Raw genomic sequence first — 19,571 nt, 5'->3', positions numbered from 1 at the left:
TCTATTTTTTTATCTCTAGAAACCAACTTACTTTTCATAAAATCCTTAAAATTATGTATTATTAGATTATATAGATGATTATTTTTATCTATGTATCTCATTACAGAAGCATAAAAGGTAGGTTTATTATGGCTTTAAAAGTAGTTATTTCTCATAAAACTCAATATAAGTACGATAAGAAAATTTCATTATCTCCTCATATAATAAGATTAAGACCAGCTCCGCATAGCAGAACACCGATAGAATCTTACTCGCTTAAAATTAAGCCAAATAGCCATTTTATTAATTGGCAACAAGACCCTTTTGGAAACTATCTAGCAAGATTAGTCTTTCCTGAACGAACTGATGAATTTAGTATTGATGTTGAGATTATTGCTGACATGATTACCATTAATCCTTTTGATTTCTTTGTTGAAGAAGGAGCAAAGGACTACCCTTTCCAGTACAAAAACGATTTGAAAAAAGAGTTAGCACCATATCTAGAGTTAGAAGATGATTCAAAAGAATTAAGAAACTTTGTTGCATCAGTAGATAAGTCTAAGAAACCTATAATAGACTTCTTAGTGGAAATAAATCAAAAAATATACGACACTCTTGATTATACTATCCGCCTTGAGCCAGGTGTACAAACACCTAAAGAAACACTTGATAAGAAACTAGGTAGCTGTCGAGACTTCTCTTGGTTATTTGTACAGGTTCTAAGACATCTTGGACTTGCAGCAAGATTTGTATCTGGCTATTTAGTACAACTAAAAGCTGATGTTGATTCATTAGATGGACCTAATGGCCCAGAAGAAGATTTTACAGACTTACATGCTTGGACTGAAGTTTATGTACCTGGAGCAGGCTGGATTGGTCTAGACTCTACTAGTGGGCTTTTTGCTGGAGAAGGCCATATTCCACTAGCTTGTACTCCTCACTACAATAGTGCTCATGCTATCGAGGGCGCTACTGATGTCTGTGAAACAGAGTTCTTCTACGAGAACAAGGTCACAAGAATATTTGAGTCTCCAAGAGTTACCAAACCATATACAGAAAACCAATGGCAAGATATTTACAATTTAGGCTTCAAAGTTGATAGGGACCTGGTTGAAAATGATGTGCGATTAACGATGGGAGGTGAGCCAACTTTCGTATCTATAGATGATATGGAATCAGCTCAGTGGAATACAGAAGCTGATGGCCCACACAAAAGAGAGCTGGCGAATAAACTATCTAGAAAACTATTATCATCTACAACTAATGGTGGATTATTACATCATGCTCAAGGTAAATGGTACCCAGGAGAACCTCTTCCAAGATGGCAAACTACTGTTTATTGGCGAAAAGATGGCAATCCAGTATGGAAAAGTCCTGAACTATTGGCAGATATGAGCAAATCATATCCATATAAAACTGCTGATGCTAAAAAATTTCTATCTACACTATCTTTGATTTTGGGAGTTAGCGATCAAAATATCATAGCTGCTTATGAAGATCCTATCTACTACATAATGAAAGAGGCTGAGCTTCCTGTAGATGTCGACCCAATGAAATATAATCTCAAAGATCCTTTAGAAAGACGTACTATAGCTGAGAAATTGAGTTTTGGATTAGATGAAGAGGTTGGTTATGCCTTACCCTTAGATTTTGGTAAAACAAAATGGATAAGCTCCAAATGGGAGTTTAGAAGAGGAAATATGTTCTTATTAGCAGGTAATTCTCCGCTTGGCTTTAGACTTCCTTTAGACTCATTAATTCTTAAGCCACATGTCGAGATTGAAAAATCTGTCGAAACAGATTTATTTGCATCATACCCTAACCTTGGCGACTATATAACGCCAGTTGAGCAAAGAGCAAAAGAGATTAATTCAAATACGACACCTCATAACACTTATAGTGCATTTGTAAGAACTGCTATTTCTACAGAAATTAGAAATAATAAGCTATGTATATTCTTACCACCGATAAATGATACTGAAGTATTCTTAGATCTGATAGCCTCTATAGAAGCAACTGCTAAGAAACTAAATATGGCAGTTATTATAGAGGGTTATGAGCCACCTCAAGATAATAGAACAGATAGAATAAAAGTAACTCCAGATCCAGGTGTAATAGAAGTAAACATACAGCCAGCGCACTCATGGAAAGAGCTAAGTGACAATATACTTGGTTTATATGAAGATGCTAGACAATGTAGACTTGGCACTGAGAAGTTTGCAATTGATGGCAAACACACTGGTACTGGTGGTGGTAACCATGTCACTCTAGGAGCTGCTAAGCCAAGTGATTCACCACTTTTAAGAAGACCTAATTTACTTAGAAGTCTAATAACATTTTGGCAACATCACCCTGGTTTATCATACTTATTTAGTGGTGCATTTATTGGTCCTACTTCTCAAGCACCAAGAGTCGATGAAGGCAGATTAGAAAATCTATACGAATTAGAAATAGCCTTCTCACAGATACCTGATGATGACTCAAATGTACCATTCTGGTTAGTTGATAGATTGTTTAGACATATGCTGACTGATATTACTGGTAACACACACAGAAGTGAGTTTTGTATCGACAAACTTTACTCACCAGATAGTAGCTCTGGCAGATTAGGTATTTTAGAGCTTAGAGCCTTTGATATGCCTCCTCACTCTCAGATGGCGCTATTGCAAATGTTATTAGTAAGAGCATTGGTATCTTGTTTTTGGAAAAAACCATATAAACACGACTTAGTACGCTGGGGGACAAGACTACATGATAAATTCTTATTAGAGCATTATGTAAAAGAAGATATTAGAGAAGTTGTACAGTTCCTAAATGATGAAGGCTATGAGTTTAAACTTGAATGGTTTGATCCATTCTTTGAGTTTAGATTCCCTCTATATGGTATGACTACTATCAACAATATGCACTGCGAGATAAGAGCTGCTATAGAACCATGGCATGTATTAGGTGAAGAATCTAGCTCTCAAGGAACCGCAAGATATGTTGACTCTTCTGTAGAGAGATTACAGCTGAAAATCCAAAACTTTAACGATGAAAGATATGCTGTAACATGTAATGGTGTACAAATCCCATTATCAAAGACAAATATTGAAGGCGAGTATGTCAGTGGTGTTCGATACAAAGCATGGCAGCCGTGGTCAGCATTACATCCAACTATTGGTGTTGATACTCCATTAACTTTTGATATCGTTGATAAATGGAATAATAGATCTATAGGTGGCTTTAACTACTTTGTTTCCCATCCGGGTGGCAGAAGTTATGAGACATTCCCTGTTAACTCATACGAAGCGGAATCACGTAGAATTAACAGATACTGGGATTTCAATCATTCTCAAGGCGATCTTGTTGAAAATGATCCTGTTGTATCAGCTACTGGCAATACTACCTATAATAATGAAACCAATAGAGTTATTGTAGATAAAAAAGGTAGTTCTAAACAGTTTAACTACCATAAAATGCCTAAAAACAAAGAATATCCATTTACTTTAGACTTAAGACAAAAATGGATAAAAAATAACTAATATCTTAAAGTTTTTTCTTTTAAATTATTCAAGTCAACTTATTGAACTACTTTGATACTTTGCAAACTATTTGCTAATAATTCTAGATAGCTTGGATCTTGAGGGATACCTTTAATATTTTGTTTTTTCACAAGCTCACTAAGCTTTGTAGTTAAGTCTTTATCTTTATTAATTTCATTGATGTTTTGACTTATCGCCGGATAGAGTTGCTCATCAACTTTTTTAATCTTATCTCGATATATAGACAAACAATCTGAGCTTTGTTGCTCAAGCTGTTGCTGAGTTGCATTTTTTGCATAATAATCTTCTATTTGCTTAGATAAATCCATTTGTAATTGAATAAAAATCAGAAATGAGTTAGATTCTAAATGATTCTTTTTTGCTAAAGCTTGAGCATTTTGTAGTACTCTAAGCTCTTGATCTGCATCATATAGAGGACTATTAAGCTTATGCTTACATATTCCGACACATTGCATCAAAGAAGCTCTTTCGACCAAAAGATTAAGAGGCTTTTCAACCAAAGCATAAGAGGCTCCTACCATAACAGCAAGTAGCGCTATTATTTTGAGTAATTTAGTCATATTTAAACCTTATTTTATTTAAGTTTTGCACAATTATAACAACTTAACCTTACAAAACTTTAACTCTTAGATAACCATATTGTGATTTATAATGATAAGTATAGATATCTTTTACAGCAAATTCTAAGGAGTGTAAGATATGTTAAAAAAATCTTTATCGGTACTATCCGCTTTAGTATTATCATCTTGTAGCATAGTTGGAATCAATAATACTCCTCAAGCTAAATATACAAACATTAAAACAGATGATGATTTTTCTGTTAGAGTTTATGCTCCTCTTACTGAAGCTCAAGTAACTGTCGAAGACTCTGACTATAAGTCTGCTGTCAACAAAGGTTTTGGCTACTTGTTTAGATACATAACTGGTGCAAACATTGCTAAACAAGATATACAAATGACTGCTCCTGTCAAAATAGAACAATCTTCACAAAAAATTCAGATGACAGCTCCAGTAATGATAGCTGGAGACGATAAATCATGGACTATAGCTTTTGTACTACCGGCTCAATATACTCTACAAAATGCTCCAAAACCAACTAGTGATAAAATCAAATTGGTTGAGAAACCTGAAACTAAAATGGCGGTAGTTACATTTAGTGGTTTCTTAAATAAAGACTCTATAGATAGCAATACGACTAAACTTAAAACATGGATAAAAGCCAACAACTACGAGATAGACGGTCAACCTGAGGCAGCTGGGTATAATCCGCCATGGACAATACCATTCTTACGTACTAATGAAGTTATGATACCGATAAAATAATACTAAGCTTAGAGAATATCTACATTCTCAAGCAAATATTCTGCAAGAATACGTCTCTTATCTTGTTTTGATGTTTGTAAAAAATAGCAATACAACTTAACATCTTCTTGAGCTTCATCCATCTTAATTTCTATCAGCTCTCCAGAATTAACCTCTTGTCTAACTAAGGGGTCAATCGACCAAATAATTCCCAGTCCGTGTATGGCTGCATTTTTTAATTCATCTGTTGAGCTAGATAAATAATCATAGTTCAGATTTACAGCTGATTTACCAAACTGCCAACCTTTGGGGTGAGTGAGGGTATTTACTAAAGTATTATGATGAGACAGATCTGATAAAGATCTAGGGATTCCTTTTTTCTCAAGATATCTAGGTGATGCATACAATTTACGCTTAAACGAACAAAAAACATATTTAACCAGTCTAGGATCAGCAACATCTATAGAACTTATGGAGACATCACATGTACCTTCTAAGACTGTAAGTGGTGAATTAATATTATGTATATTTAGCTTTACTTGATCATATTTTGATAAAAAATTAGCAAAATGCTCAATAAAAAAAGCCACATTAAGTCCTGCTGTTATTGAGACTGCTATCTCACCTCTTGGCTGTATATCTCTATTCTCAATATCATTTTGTGCATCTTCGACACGCTTTACAATATCTTGTGCGTAGTCAAGAAATGCTTCTCCTTTAGCTGTTAATTCTACTTTTCTTGTAGTACGTATAAAAAGTGATGATGATAACCATTCTTCAAGAAAATTAATCTGTTTACTAACTTTTGCCAATCCAAAACCTTGTTTTCTAGCTGCTACCGTAAAACTACGATTCTTAGCTACTAGAATGAAACTTTTCATGCAATCAAACCTATCCACACTATTTCCAATTTGGAAATACATAATTATTATTTTATATGTTTTTCAAAGATAATTTTAGTGTGAAAATATATATTAGAAATTTTTTATAAAAATCTGCGATATATAGGAAATTACATTATGAAGAACTACTCCAAATCATTCCTAAGAATAATTCTAATAATACTCATAACTGTCATGACTACAAGCTGTGTCTCGATTGATGATACTGAGTATGAAAATGGATACTACATTACAGAACTTAATTATAATTTTGACAAAGTCTATCAGATGACAATCAATAGTATCAAGACAGGTATTACTTATAATGAGAATGGTCATCCTTACCATTTAGTAGAAAATAGCCAAACTAATGACAAAGCAACTATAGTAGCTATAGATAATAATGACCCTAGTGATCGACTAAAAATAATTATCTACAGAATCTCAAAAAATGTCACAAAGATTATGATCAAATATGATAGTAACGGAGACTCTATTAGATCTTCAGCTCTGCTAAATACTCTTAAAGAAGGGTTAGCCGTATAACAAATAATAATTCTTCATAAGATTTGCACTTCAAGTTGCTGTAATTCAATCAAAATTAAGTAAAAGAGTTTTACGATGAAAATATCTAAACTAATGGCTGCTGTAATAATATTATTTATTATTATTTTTCTTATATGTATTTTTTTATACTTTGATGCTAGCTTCGAGAGAGATGCTTATTTATATGCCAATTTTACCAGAGTAAATAGTGTAGAAAATGGACAGGTTCAGAAGATATACATCAAAAAAGGATCATATGTAAATAAAGGTGATACATTATTTGAGCTAGACTGTAGATACATAACAAAAGAGCTCAATATACTACAATCACAAGAAAAGAAAATAACTCTAGAACTTAAAGATGTTGTTATAAAAATAAAACTTGCTGAAAAGCAAAGAGATTTAGCCAGAGAAAGCCTAGTTGTTGAGAAAAGAAATTTTGAGAGATATAAACGTCTAATAAGAGATGGTGCCGTATCTGATCAGCAAAAAGACTTAGCTGAAAAAAACTTAATATCTAGTGAGTCTCAATTTGTCAAAGCGTGTCAGAACGTAGATAACCTAAAAATCAGACAAAATGATCTTCTATCTGATGAGAAAATAACTCAATCAAAGATTGATCAAAAAAAGTACTCTTTGAGTAGATGTTCTATCAAAGCTACAACAAATGGATATATTTCAAACTTTATATTACAAAAAGGCGATTTCATTAATAAAGGAGAAGATTTATTTTCTATCGTTGATACTCATAAATGGTATGTTGTGGCAAATGTCAAAGAAAGTAATATTAGATACTTATCTGTTGGCCAGACTGTCAGTATGACTACAAGCCTAACAGGATTTAAGAAATATACAGGTAGAATAGTTGATATCGAAAAAGGAATCACAAGACCTGAATACAATGATTTCTCAGCTCTCTACCATATTGAAAGAAATATAGACTGGGTTAGATTGGATTATAGATTTCCTGTACTTATAGAAGTTTTATCTAAAGATACAAAAGAGTTTAGACTTGGTGGAGATGTCCATGTATGGTTCTAAATTCTATGATATCAAAAAAGAAGAATCTCTAGAAATACTGCTAATATCTATAGTAATTTCTATATGTGGTGTAGTAGCAATTATCATTAATGATGCTCTAAATTTTGACTATCCTTTTTGGGCTGCTACAGCTGCCATCGTAATATTCTCAACAGGATCCTCTCTTACTATCTATAAGTCGTGGAGAAGAGTTGTTGCTACAATTATTGGCTCTATTATAGGTTTATACTTAAGTATACTTTTTGTTGAATTTTCATTTGTAGGCATACTTATTATTTTTCTAATAGGAGCTATATTCTTATTTTTTTCGAAAATCTATCCTCAAGAGGGCTATTTTCTACTGTTCATTGGTTTACATATATCTTTTATCGGAGCTGGTTGTATCGTAGAGCCTACCAATGCTTTTTATTTGACAGAGTATAGAATACTCACCAATATTGTTGGTGTTTTATGCGCCTTAATATTTGTACCTATATTACCCATTAAAAAAGGAAAAAGCTTCTCACCAGCAACCCCATTATCAGATCAAAACGCTCTATTAAATACCACTAGAATATTTATTGCAATGAGTTTGGCTGTACTGTTTTGGATGTTTGTAAATGTCCCTGGTGGCTCAATCAATATGATTATAACTATCGTAATTATATCCGGAGTTGAGATAAATAAAACTGTCCTTGTATTTCATCGAAGATTCTTTGGATGTTTACTAGGAGTATCATGCGGTATTGCTTGTATTGTAATATCAAGCTATTTACCAATTGTTATATTTCCATTATTTATACTTTTCTCAACAATCTTTACGTACTTTGCATTACAACATCCATTGTATGGATATGCTTATGAGCAAGCAAATAGAGCATTTATGATAGTCTGTTTCCCAACAAAACTTGAGTTTTTTAGTTTCTCTGATGGTGCATATAGAGCTTTAGGAATATTTATCGCACTATTTATACTATTGTTGATTGAAGTTGGAGAAAGAGCTCTAAACATAATATCTGAGTCATTGGGTAATTATATTATTAGACAAATACTTTGCTAAAAACTATTTTTACTGTAACCATAAAGAATACTTTTTAACTTCAAAAGATACTTTATAGAATATTAAACTACCAAACACAAAATCAAAAAAAAAATGAAAAATGAAAAAATACTTTTTGTCTACAATTACCTTACTCACAATAAGCTCCTCTGCTTTTGCTGATGCACGTTCAAATCTAGTTCTTGAAAATAATTGTAGTGTGCCTGTTTACTTTACTGTTAATTCTGACAATACTACTGGGCAGAATATAAAAAGTAAAAAAATAGATACTAATACATACCAAGATATTGGGGAGTATATAAACAACTCTATAAATCCTTTTTCTTATACATCAAACTTAAAGATAACATATAGCCTAAGTCCAGATGAAGAAAGTATTAATGAAGCTATCATAGACTACAGGCTAATAAATGGTTATAAAACAAATGAGGCAAATTTTAACATAACTGGAAATGCTACAGTAAATAATCAAATAAATAACCTTCTTCATACTTGGCATAGTTACTCACCGATATTCTCGTATAAAATTCCTACATATACTATTACAGCATGTCCTATCGAAACAAAACTAAATTTAAAATCTCCGCTAAATGGTATAGATCGAATTTTGATTTTTGGAGATAGCTTAAGTGACCAAGGAAACTTATATACATATACAGGGGGGATAATTCCTAAATCTAAACCATATTATAACGGTATGTTTTCTAATGGTCCAACTTGGGCTAACCTACTTACAAAGAAATTGTCTTATCTACAAAAACCTATAGCTGTCAGTAGCTATGCTGTTGGTGGTGCAACAGCAATACTAAATCCTAAATGGGTTGAACAAGGACTCCCTTACAACCTCGGTGGTGAAATTGAAATATATAAAAAAGTTGATACAGATGCACATGACACAGACAGGAATTTAGCAATTATTTTTATAGGAGGAAATGATTACTTATCTATATCTGACTCTGAAGATATGACCAAAATACACTATATAGCTAAAGAAGTTACAGACAAAATCATCTCATCTATAGATGAAATCAATGCACAAAAAACTATACTAATTGGTATACCAAACCTCTCTTTGGTTCCAGAATCTGAAATACGAGGGAATCAAAAACAACTGGCCGAAGTCTCAAGATTACATAATAAATACCTAGAGGATTTTGCAAGGGGTAAATCTAATGTCGTATTTATTTCTATAAATGATATGTTTGAAAAACTATTTACTAATACAGCAGAGTTTAATCAGGAGTTTAACACAAAAATAAATGCTGATAAAGTAGGTGAAACATGCTGGAAAGGAGGATATTTCTTACCTTCTCCTAGAGATTTTGATTCAAAAGAGTTTTATAATAGCTTAATAATGTCTAATTCAGACCTATTAAGGAGTAATGGGGGAGAAGATGAGGCGTTTGATATTGACAAAATTCCTCTAAACTCAGATATTACATCTGCTATTCTTGGAGCAGAAACTGGACAAATGTGTGATAATCCAGAAGAATTTATTTTCTGGGATAATGTGCACCCGACACAACAAGTGCAAAAAGCATTGTTTGAGCACATATCTAAAGTTCTGGATATGGAAATTTCTACTTCTGTTTAATTTTAATTTTTTTATTCGATTATGATTCATTTACAAAGAGTATTACTTTTTATTTTCCTCATTAACATAGCCAATGCAGGAGTCAAGAGTGAAAACTTACTAACAGATACATCAAACTATATAGGCGCTTTTAGCGATGATACAAAATTAAACTCCTTTATGATCATTGGTTCACACGACTCTGGAATGAGTATAGCCGATCACTGTACATGGGGAGTACAGAAAAAAAATACTATTACTCAATACTTCAGTGTATTCAAGCAAGCAGAAAATGGCGCTAGATACTTTGATGTCAGACCTGATTTTGACCATAATGAATGGGTTAGTTTTCATCGAACATCTTTCCTTGGCTGTAATGGACAAAAAATATTGGACATTTTTAATGATGCAAGGAGCTTCCTAAACCAACATCCTTCTGAGTTTATAATTTTTAAAATATCACACACAAGATATAATAATCTTGCTAAAAATTTTGTAACCGAAATAATATTGCAGAATGACTCTATACAATCAGTTCTCTTCAAATCAAATAATAAGAGCTTAAACTTAAATGAGATCGAATTAGATAACATAAGAGGCAAGCTAATATTAATATTTGATAATGAATATTCAGAGTTTATTAACACATCTGGTGGCATTTTTAGTTATCAAGATATTATCACTATAGAAGATGAGTTTAATAAAAACTACGGTGTTTTTGATATATACTCAAATAGTAGCTCTCCTAGTTTCATTTTCTCAGATCAGCTAGATAAACTAAAATCTTACGGTGGCTTAAATAAAAAAACTTCTTTTTTATTTAGCTGGACTGCAACAGCAGGTATTGGAGATATTGAAGAAGTAACTAAAAGCTTAAACTCTTCAAAATTAGTGCGTATATTAGACACTATAAAAAATGATTCAAATATACCCGCTCCCAATATTTTCTATACTGACTTTATTACAAAGGAGAAATCTAAACAAATCCTTGAAATAAATAAATCTATCAAAGTACTTAAAGCTTTTTATGATGATTAGTATTTCTAAAACTTAGTAAACAAATATCAAATAATGTAATCATAGTAGCTACTTTAATACTTTAAATACTACTTCAAATAAAAATATAATGTCCATACATCAATCAAAAACATAAGTTTTATTATCATGAAAAAATTAATTTTAGGATTATCAATCGTTACGTTAACTACAACTTCTAACGCTCTGGCTAATGATAGTTTCTGGGGTCCAACTGAGCGTGAAAATACTGTTAACTTTGTAGTACCTGTTAAAAATGCAAGTGTCAATTTTAAACTCAAAGAGCTTAAAGTATCAGATGGGCAGCCATATCAAGACGAAGTTACTATCACAGAAGATACTGATAAGGATATGACTGTTGCACACTTAACCTTTAAAGCAGGTAGACACAAAACCAAAGAAGTAGCAGAGTTTTTTAACCAATATGCTCCTAAAGATAATAACACATTTCATGACGCCCCTGAGGAGCTTAACTTTGCAGCTGTAGGAGATCTCACAGTAGGAAAAGAAACATTTAGAAATGTTGTTTTTGCTCAAGGAAGTTCTTTAGGTATAAATAACTGGTGGTTTGGTGGTGAAAACTGTAAATATATAACTGCAGGCTCTGATATTAAAGATAGTGACGGTTTAGAAAGATCTGTTTATTGTAAATCAGAATCTGGAAATAATTATATCTTCTCTCGAGGAGCTACAAAAACAGATAAATTCACATATGCACTTGGTGCATGGCTTACTGGAGTTGCTGTACCTTTCACTATTGCTTCAGCACTTGATGGAATACCAGCAGACACTATTGGTTTAGGTGCGTTAAGTGCATATGCAATTAATCTAATGAACTCCGCACTGAGTGATAGTAAGGATAAAGATACTGTATCAATGCTTGTAGTAGAAAACAATGCCGCCAATATTATAAAATAAGAAACTAGATACCTTTTAACTTATCAGAAATCGAGGATTATTTTGCTTCATATCTATTCGAGCTAAGTTAAAAGCTCTCATATTTTCAAATGGTATTATAAGCAAACTTCTAAAACTAGTACACCCTAGTATCAACAATATGGCAATAATAGCCACTTTAATAGTTTAATTACCACTTCAAGTAAAGATATAGTATCCACATACCAACCCAAAGCATAATTTTACTATCATGAAAAAATTAATTTGGAGATTATCGATAATTATTTTAACTACAACTTCTAATACAATCGCTAATAATAGCTTTTCAAGCCCTTCTGAGTTTGAAACTACAGTTAACTTTGTTGTGCCAGTTGAAAATGCTAATATAGATTTTAGGTTAAAAAAAATTAACATCATTGATAAAGAATCTCATAGTGATAATATTATAATGACAAAAGCCTTTAAGAGAGGTAAAACAGTAGCTCGCTTAACCTTTAAAGCTAGCTCACATAAAGCTAAAGAAGTAGCAAAATTCTTTAATATATATGCTCCTGGCAACAAAAACACTTTTAACCACTCTCCTTATGAACTTAACTTTGCAGCTGTAGGTGATATCACAGTGGGTAAGGAAAACATAAGAAATGTTATTTTTGCTCAAGGTAACTCTTCAGATAGCTGGTGGTTTGGTGGCCCTAATTGTGAATATATTGATCCTAAAGCTAATTACAGTGAAGAAATGTCTCTAGGTGGCTCTGTACAGTGTAGAGCAGATTCTGGAAATACTTATATCTTTTCGAGAGGTGCTACAAAGACTGATAAATTCACATATGCACTTGGTGCATGGATTACTGGATGGGCTGCGCCTTTCACCCTTGTATCAGATTTTAAGGGTTTACCAATAGATATATTTACGTTAGGGACATTAACCACATTTGCAGTAGACCTAATGAACTCCGCTCTTAACGATAGTAAAGATAACAATACAGTTGCAATGCTTGTTGTAGAAAAAAACAACAAAACCATACTATCTCAACCCTAACAAATGATACAATTTAGATTTATGAATAAAAAATAAATTTAATCCTATGAACAATAAAGAGCTTCACGATTTGAAAAATCATTTTTTTCATTTAAAATCATTTATTTTTTACCTAGAAAACTGTAGCAATAAAGAGAATATTAAAGATATTATAGATAGTATGAATAAAACAATATCAGAAATGGAAGATATTATATTCAAGAAATAGTCTTAAAAGCTACCCTTTTCTATAATACGAACACCTTCTCCTAAATTAAGATTTGAATGCCCAGTTTGTACAGAGATATTCAAAAAACCTTGCTTCTTTAGCTCTTTAACATAGTGATCTCCTTTGATACTACTCCCTTTAATATTAATATCCAGTACCACTCTATCACTCTTATAAAGAACTTCTTTAATCATATTAAACTGCAAAAAATTATTTGCTATCAAAATCCTCTGTTTATTTAATTTTGCTTTATCTTTCATGATCTTACATATCAGCACATCATCCTCTAAAATAAAATAGTCAAAAAATCTAACATTTTTTATCTGAATAACGTTTGCAATAGATTTATCAAGTATCGGGATAAGTTCCTTTAATTTTTCAGAAGTTCTCTGACGCAAATTATCAGCAACAGTTGTTATTACATATGCCTTACCTATAAGATTATACTTTTCTATAATATCTACTCCTGTCATAGTACTAGAAAAGTTATAATCAATTAAATAAATATCATCAGTTTTATCTATACTTACGGAGCTAAAATACTCTTCTACACTCTTACAGCTATTGAGATAAAGATCATATTGATCTATTCCTTCGATATGTCTAAAATATGATGGTTGCTCATCATCAATAATGACTATTCTGGACTTATCATTTATATAAATTGAATCTATATAATTATATTCTGGGGCAGACACTGGAAGCTTTATAGTGAATCTTGTGCTCTCACTATCAGAATTACAAGATATATCTCCACCATACTCCCTAACGGCTTCTCGACAAAAAAATAGACCGATTCCAGAACTATAATTAAAGGAGCGCCCTTTATCAAATATTTCTTCCAACCTATCTTTACCAACGCCAACGCCATTATCTTCAACTGTAACATATACGTTTCCAAAACTTACTTTTGTTAACAGTTTTATTTTAAGGTCTATCCTACCCTTATTAACTTCTATAGCATTATTAACTAAGTTAGATATAATACGCGAAAATACAATCTTATCCACCTTAGAGAAACAATACCTACTATAATCAACTACAAATATCTCCTTATAGCTAAAGTATGTACTATTTACTAACTGTGCAATTATACAAGATAAGTTTTCAGATCTAATCTCATTACTTTTATTGAGAACAGCCATCCTTATATACTCAGATATTGATATTATATATTTTTTTTTGTGATCTTCTATCTCAGAAGCTAGTTTTTGTAATTGTATAAATGCAGGTTTTAAATCATGCTGAATTTGGGATAATGTATCAAGCCTACTAAGCTTCTTAGCTTTATTAATAATATTAATTAATCTCTGTATTTCTCTAACATAATACTTTTGCCTTTTTACAATTCCTTTTTTTGACAAAGAATCATAAATTTCTAACACAGGATTGACATAATAATGTTCATAGTACTTTACAACTCTCCAGCTAATATAAAATAAAAATAAAATATTAAACATAAATGATAATAAAAATAAAATTATCAATCTCCAACCAACAAACCCATCATAATTCCTTATATAAATATTTGGAAAGCTTACTTTCTTTATAAGATTCGATGACTTATTTTGTATTTCCTGCTGCAAAAGCTTACCATACTTGGTAGAGGATAATATTAGATTTTTTGAGTTTAAGTATTGTATTAGTTTATCTTTATCAAAAAAGATAATTATATTACCTAAATTTGAAGACGTTTCCCTAATATCATATATATCATCCCTATAATTTAGCCTATATGAAATATAATACTTACTAGACTTGCCTACATCGAATAAATTAAAACTATTATTTGAAATTCTATACCCTATGGCACTATTATCATAGCTTTCAAAAATATTGGATGAGAATGCTCGCATTAGTGAGTATTTTTTATACTGTGGTACTCCTTCAAAATAAAACTTATTTGATATAAGTAAATTAAAAAAATCCGTTTGTGAAGCAAGAGCCCTGATAGTCGCTTCAAGCTGACTAGTTAAAGATCTAACTATAATTGTTATATTTTTTTGTTCTAGATCCTTCGCCTTTTCTTTGTACAAAAAGAAAATTACACCAAAAAGTAAAATATTTATCATTAATGAACCAAGTATAATGTATATTATTTTCTTATTAATTTTTTGGCTTAACGATTTTGCTGAATAAATCATTCTATATGCCTTTTTGTACTAAAATTTTATTCCAAGCATTATATATATTTTCGCTATTTTTTTTATTATCTATCCACTTCAACTTATACTCAGATCCTTGCATATAGAAGCGTCTATAAAGATTGTAAAACTCCTCATCAGATATGGATTCATAATTAACATAGGGCGTGAAGTCAAAGGTCGTTTTAGACCTTAAAAAGAAATCTTCACTTGTCAAAACATCAACTACACATTTAGTATTTTCATCTTTACTTAATTGACCGATATAGTTTGCTGTCGTAAACTGATATTTAGGAATTTCCGCTATCTTAAGTTCGATACCTTTATTTTTAACTTTATTCAAGTATTCAAGAGCAAATGCGCTCCATATAAGCATGGCTCCAATATCCTCATAGTTATCTATATAATTTTGAATAAGTATCTTTTTATAATTAAATAGCTCCGAAAAATCTCTTAACGATAATTCATATCCCTCAGCCTCCATAATAGAGCTAATAATATTAGCATCATCCAATAATACTAAGTCTTTATTGGCTTTATCTAACTGATTTATAATGGATTTTATATCAGTATCTTTTGAAATGTTCAAAACTTTTGGATCATATAATATAACTAGATTATTTATAGTAAAAAATGTCAAGTTAGAGTATTTTAGACTATCTCCTAGATTCTCACGAAGCTCTCTCCTGATAAACTCCGGATATTTCGCCTTTAGATCGGTATTAATATCAATATCATCCCTAGATAGATTTTTTTTGACCATATTAAATAATGTGCCTTCAAAAACAACAATATCCCAATGTTTTCCTGACTCTAACAACGATATAAACTGATTACTTTCAACGTATCCTTGATATGCCAAATCAACATCACAACTATGCTTTATAGTACTAAACATATAATCATACAGTGGCTCATCCCACCATGATAATAATCTAACAGAATCAGTTGAATACGAAATGCTACAATTAAATAAAGTAAGTAGCATAAACATTTTAAATTTTTTCATACCTTTTATTTCATAAAAAGTTTACTTATATCATTAGCTCCACTAATCATATATCCTTTTTCTCTAAATAGCTTAAAGATCTGACCCTTATATTTACGTACATTTGAATATCCAAGCCCTGTTAGATTAACTATCTCTGTAGTTGAAAGCCTTTTTATCATTCCATCACATACTTTCTGCTGTTTTTCTGACATTGCATTATAAATATCTCGAACTCTAGAGCTTTTATAACTTGCTTCAACTTGAGAAATTTGAGTAAAAATATCTTTAAGTAATGTTATTGGACTTTGTTTTTCAATTATATCTGAAGCACCTGCAAAAATTAAATCCCTAGTACTTTTTACATCTAGCATTCCTGAAATAACAACTACTCTAGATTCAATCTTCTCTTTTCTAATTCTATATAACAGCTCCAGCCCTGTACTACCAATACCTAAATAATAATCGATAAATATAATTTCTACTGGACTTGGATGATACTTTTCAAAAAACTCTTCTCCTGATCTATACGTCCTAACAAAGATATTTTGTTTTTGTATTTGTTTTATCAGTATGTCAAGCTTACTTACTTCATCATCAATCCAATGAACAACCTTTCTCATATCTATCCATATTGACTATGATCATAGATACATTATATAAATATAAAATCAAATAATCAAAGATCAATAAACTGAAAAGAAATTCAAAAACCAGTTAAGTTAAACTAGTTTTTAAAGATAATTTAACGAAAAGAAAGCCTGTATCTATGCTAATTCAAATTTATCTATAGCATCTTCTGCAACACATGTAATCTCCGTATTATATTTTTGACGACTAGAAGTAAATCTAGGATATTCTAAAGTTTTATTATTAAAATAAGTTATTTTAGAACTACTGCTACGACTATCTTCAGCACTTAGGTAAATAACATAGCTACCACTTAATGCCAGATACCTAACAGGATACTTCTCTCCATCTTTTGATTTAAGAATCATATTCTCACCTAAAGCTAGGTCAGATCCTACTACATTAGGAATCCCATATCCAACAGGGCATTTAAACTCAATTTCTGTTCCAGAATATCTGTAGTTGTGTTTTGCATGATTTTCATGTCCCACTCTTACTGGTCTTGTATAGCTAATTCCATTTGAATAGCTACGAGACGGTTCGAGATAATACAACCAAGAACTATCTACATCAATACTAGGATCATCTGTTGTGTAATACTTTAATGTTCTAGAATAATCAATACTTCTTACAGAAGACCAATCTTCGACCTTACAATTTTCATTATAGCCATCACATTTAATATGCACTTTCTGAGATAGATCTTTATTTATGTATAAGTAAAGATCTGTAAAGTTAGGAGTGTTTTTATATGATCCTGGTGCATCAAAAATAATTTTATTATCATTAACATATACAGTTCTATAATAATCCGCATCTCTACCTATAGCATATGAGTCACGACCAAGTTTAAACCCCTCTGGCGCACTATCTTTAATCTCAACCATAACCCCTTGGTTACCATATCCTCTAGTATCATGTCGCGTGATTTTCAAATCATCAATATCGAACAATATAGATGCTCCAGCAGGCATCCTAATATTAATTTTTTGAGTTACTGGATCCATCGTACCCTTACGAACAGTAAAATAAACAGGAAACTCCTCTTGTTTTTCATGTCCACTCAAACTAAACTCATGAGATACAACCTGTGCACCCTTTTTTAAATCTACTATTTTTTCACGATTAAAATCAATCTCGTACCCTATTTCATCAGCATTAAAATGAAAATTACAAGTATTTTGATTACATTGATAGCCATATATTAAACCATCAATTTTTTTATCCTTACTAAACTTATCATCAGAAACAATATCATTATTACCTAATTTATACTTAGCTATAAAATAGGTGCCATCAAACCATATTGGTGTAAACGCAGCTTCAATCTCGCTATTAGCCTTTTTCTTTGATAACACATTTTCGATTATATTTTTTTGTGGAACACTCATATTGCTTATAACTTTATCATTATCAAAATTTGCATTGGCAAAGTCTACTGCTGAAGGAATATCAAAAGGATTCTGTATTTTTGTATACATTACCAAATATCTTTCATTATTCTTTGTTAGAGTAGTATAAGTAACATTAGGAAACCCTTCGACTTCATTACCAAACATACTACACCTCATTTCACTTTGAGTTAGATCTTTCAGCTTCTGCAACTGAATATCATAGCTGGCTTTCATTTCACCCAAAGTACTATATGTTCTATCAGTAACAGATGCGTCAATCATATTTGAGTATACACCATAAGTGTAAGACATAGCCTGAGCAGCCAAGGCATATACTGAAGTAACTGAAGAGTTTTTTTCTCCACTACAAATAGATGACATAGATGTATTTGAACCAAGTAAGTCTGTATTTAGTGTCGCCTCATTAATCTGATTAAAAAGTTTTTGATTTTGACTATTATTTTCAGAATAGATACGATCCAGGACATCATACATTGATTCAACACCGTCAACGATCTCTTTAAATGAAGCCTGTCTAAGGCGATCAGGTGCAACTTCGTTAAGTTGGTATGAGACTGTTTGGTATCTGTCTGCGCTTGAAACAGTCCTATCATATGCCACAACATCTTTCCAAAAAACATCCCCTAGAAGATCAATACCGTCTTGACTTTCACTAAGCTGATTATATTTCAAAGCGTTTTTCTCCCAGAAACCATCATATATAGGGTTTTGAAGAGCTATAAGTATGGTTTTATTAATTGATTTAGGGATTTCCATAATATTTTTTAAATCGTTGAGCTCTTTTTTAAATTGATCTCGGTCTTGCTGGGTTAGATGAGCATTAATACTATCAAAACCTTCTTGTAACTGTTGTTCAATTTTTTCTATACTCTCAATAATCTTATCTAGCTTTTTATCCATCCCCTTTAGCAACCTCGAAATAGGGTCTTCTGGACAATCCTGTATAATGCATTTTACTTTCCCATATACTTTAAGACCCATTGCTGCATATTCTCCACCAAACTCAGGAGGAAGATTAGTTGCAGCTCCAAGAATATTTTCAATACTTATAAAGCCTGGAAGACTAGCTGAGTAAGCATTTGAACCTATCATAGACATCGTCGAGAGAGTTGTTGCTAAAGCTATTTTTTTTAACATATTACAATTTCCTTTTTTTGTGATAATTTGTCATTGCAATAATAATATTAGATTAATCAATAGCTTTTAAATAACTTTAGTAGTCACTATAGCTACTGTGACCTTCTTCTAAACTATTTTTAGGAGCACATATAGTTTCATAAATCTTTGGATAAATACAGGTATTAATATA

At 31.5% G+C, this 19,571-nt stretch carries 15 protein-coding genes; 9 read left to right on the top strand and 6 right to left on the bottom strand.

The window, feature by feature from the left end; translation table 11 throughout:
• The first annotated feature begins 128 nt into the window (after positions 1-128).
• Positions 129-3,503, top strand: a complete 3,375-nt coding sequence (locus FQ699_RS06020; protein ID WP_146421577.1) for a transglutaminase family protein — start codon at positions 129-131, stop codon at positions 3,501-3,503.
• A 38-nt stretch (positions 3,504-3,541) separates the two neighbouring features.
• Here FQ699_RS06020 and FQ699_RS06015 read toward each other — a convergent pair whose 3' ends face one another.
• On the bottom strand, positions 3,542-4,084 hold the full coding sequence (locus FQ699_RS06015; RefSeq protein WP_146421576.1) for a chorismate mutase: 543 nt from the start codon (positions 4,082-4,084) through the stop codon (positions 3,542-3,544).
• A gap of 139 nt (positions 4,085-4,223) precedes the next feature.
• Between FQ699_RS06015 and FQ699_RS06010 the strand changes: the two genes are divergently transcribed.
• The gene (locus tag FQ699_RS06010) at positions 4,224-4,847 is read left to right on the top strand and encodes an SOUL family heme-binding protein (protein ID WP_146421575.1); all 624 of its coding nucleotides are present in this window, start codon (positions 4,224-4,226) and stop codon (positions 4,845-4,847) included.
• 8 nt (positions 4,848-4,855) lie between these two features.
• Here the strand turns inward: FQ699_RS06010 and FQ699_RS06005 are convergent, their stop codons facing one another.
• On the bottom strand, positions 4,856-5,725 hold the full coding sequence (locus tag FQ699_RS06005; protein WP_146421574.1) for a LysR family transcriptional regulator: 870 nt from the start codon (positions 5,723-5,725) through the stop codon (positions 4,856-4,858).
• Positions 5,726-5,845: 120 nt separating this feature from the next.
• On the opposite strand from FQ699_RS06005, the gene FQ699_RS06000 reads away from it, so the two are divergent.
• The 7 genes from FQ699_RS06000 to FQ699_RS05970 all read left to right on the top strand — a co-directional run bounded on the left by FQ699_RS06000 (position 5,846) and on the right by FQ699_RS05970 (position 12,877).
• Positions 5,846-6,253, top strand: coding sequence for a DUF3568 family protein (locus tag FQ699_RS06000; RefSeq protein ID WP_146421573.1), 408 nt, complete (start codon positions 5,846-5,848; stop codon positions 6,251-6,253).
• Positions 6,254-6,328: 75 nt separating this feature from the next.
• Positions 6,329-7,294 (top strand): HlyD family secretion protein, encoded by a 966-nt coding sequence (locus tag FQ699_RS05995; RefSeq protein ID WP_146421572.1) that lies wholly within the window; start codon positions 6,329-6,331, stop codon positions 7,292-7,294.
• Complete coding sequence (locus FQ699_RS05990) at positions 7,281-8,333, top strand: FUSC family protein (protein WP_179951677.1); 1,053 nt, start codon at positions 7,281-7,283, stop codon at positions 8,331-8,333. The genes FQ699_RS05995 and FQ699_RS05990 overlap by 14 nt, the downstream gene beginning before the upstream one ends.
• A gap of 100 nt (positions 8,334-8,433) precedes the next feature.
• On the top strand, positions 8,434-9,927 hold the full coding sequence (locus FQ699_RS05985; protein WP_146421571.1) for an SGNH/GDSL hydrolase family protein: 1,494 nt from the start codon (positions 8,434-8,436) through the stop codon (positions 9,925-9,927).
• Between the two features lie 21 nt (positions 9,928-9,948).
• Positions 9,949-10,944 (top strand): PI-PLC domain-containing protein, encoded by a 996-nt coding sequence (locus FQ699_RS05980; RefSeq protein WP_146421570.1) that lies wholly within the window; start codon positions 9,949-9,951, stop codon positions 10,942-10,944.
• 126 nt (positions 10,945-11,070) lie between these two features.
• Complete coding sequence (locus FQ699_RS05975; RefSeq protein ID WP_224728124.1) at positions 11,071-11,859, top strand: hypothetical protein; 789 nt, start codon at positions 11,071-11,073, stop codon at positions 11,857-11,859.
• 229 nt (positions 11,860-12,088) lie between these two features.
• Positions 12,089-12,877 (top strand): hypothetical protein, encoded by a 789-nt coding sequence (locus FQ699_RS05970; RefSeq protein ID WP_146421569.1) that lies wholly within the window; start codon positions 12,089-12,091, stop codon positions 12,875-12,877.
• Between the two features lie 210 nt (positions 12,878-13,087).
• Here the strand turns inward: FQ699_RS05970 and FQ699_RS05965 are convergent, their stop codons facing one another.
• The 4 genes from FQ699_RS05965 to FQ699_RS05950 all read right to left on the bottom strand — a co-directional run bounded on the left by FQ699_RS05965 (position 13,088) and on the right by FQ699_RS05950 (position 19,399).
• Positions 13,088-15,157 carry a sensor histidine kinase gene (locus FQ699_RS05965; protein WP_179951676.1) on the bottom strand — a complete coding sequence of 690 codons (2,070 nt, stop codon included), beginning with the start codon at positions 15,155-15,157 and terminating at the stop codon, positions 13,088-13,090.
• 73 nt (positions 15,158-15,230) lie between these two features.
• Complete coding sequence (locus FQ699_RS05960; protein WP_146421567.1) at positions 15,231-16,238, bottom strand: hypothetical protein; 1,008 nt, start codon at positions 16,236-16,238, stop codon at positions 15,231-15,233.
• 5 nt (positions 16,239-16,243) lie between these two features.
• Complete coding sequence (locus tag FQ699_RS05955; RefSeq protein WP_146421566.1) at positions 16,244-16,840, bottom strand: response regulator; 597 nt, start codon at positions 16,838-16,840, stop codon at positions 16,244-16,246.
• 144 nt (positions 16,841-16,984) lie between these two features.
• Positions 16,985-19,399 (bottom strand): hypothetical protein, encoded by a 2,415-nt coding sequence (locus FQ699_RS05950; protein ID WP_146421565.1) that lies wholly within the window; start codon positions 19,397-19,399, stop codon positions 16,985-16,987.
• Between the last annotated feature and the right edge of the window lie 172 nt (positions 19,400-19,571).

It is taken from the genome of Francisella salimarina, assembly GCF_007923265.1.
GTDB lineage: Bacteria > Pseudomonadota > Gammaproteobacteria > Francisellales > Francisellaceae > Francisella > Francisella salimarina.
Note: the sequence above shows the minus strand (reverse complement) of the source record. Positions and strands in the feature narration are given on the sequence as shown.

What these genes read in the sequence shown, in the direction of transcription:
- FQ699_RS05950 (WP_146421565.1), bottom strand. Translation starts at nt 19,399, where the DNA reads ATGTTAAAAAAAATAGCTTTAGCAACAACTCTCTCGACGATGTCTATG.
- FQ699_RS06020 (WP_146421577.1), top strand. Translation starts at nt 129, where the DNA reads ATGGCTTTAAAAGTAGTTATTTCTCATAAAACTCAATATAAGTACGAT.
- FQ699_RS05980 (WP_146421570.1), top strand. Translation starts at nt 9,949, where the DNA reads ATGATTCATTTACAAAGAGTATTACTTTTTATTTTCCTCATTAACATA.
- FQ699_RS05970 (WP_146421569.1), top strand. Translation starts at nt 12,089, where the DNA reads ATGAAAAAATTAATTTGGAGATTATCGATAATTATTTTAACTACAACT.
- FQ699_RS05955 (WP_146421566.1), bottom strand. Translation starts at nt 16,840, where the DNA reads ATGAGAAAGGTTGTTCATTGGATTGATGATGAAGTAAGTAAGCTTGAC.
- FQ699_RS05995 (WP_146421572.1), top strand. Translation starts at nt 6,329, where the DNA reads ATGAAAATATCTAAACTAATGGCTGCTGTAATAATATTATTTATTATT.
- FQ699_RS06015 (WP_146421576.1), bottom strand. Translation starts at nt 4,084, where the DNA reads ATGACTAAATTACTCAAAATAATAGCGCTACTTGCTGTTATGGTAGGA.
- FQ699_RS05960 (WP_146421567.1), bottom strand. Translation starts at nt 16,238, where the DNA reads ATGAAAAAATTTAAAATGTTTATGCTACTTACTTTATTTAATTGTAGC.
- FQ699_RS05965 (WP_179951676.1), bottom strand. Translation starts at nt 15,157, where the DNA reads ATGATAAATATTTTACTTTTTGGTGTAATTTTCTTTTTGTACAAAGAA.
- FQ699_RS05990 (WP_179951677.1), top strand. Translation starts at nt 7,281, where the DNA reads ATGTATGGTTCTAAATTCTATGATATCAAAAAAGAAGAATCTCTAGAA.
- FQ699_RS05975 (WP_224728124.1), top strand. Translation starts at nt 11,071, where the DNA reads ATGAAAAAATTAATTTTAGGATTATCAATCGTTACGTTAACTACAACT.
- FQ699_RS05985 (WP_146421571.1), top strand. Translation starts at nt 8,434, where the DNA reads ATGAAAAAATACTTTTTGTCTACAATTACCTTACTCACAATAAGCTCC.
- FQ699_RS06010 (WP_146421575.1), top strand. Translation starts at nt 4,224, where the DNA reads ATGTTAAAAAAATCTTTATCGGTACTATCCGCTTTAGTATTATCATCT.
- FQ699_RS06000 (WP_146421573.1), top strand. Translation starts at nt 5,846, where the DNA reads ATGAAGAACTACTCCAAATCATTCCTAAGAATAATTCTAATAATACTC.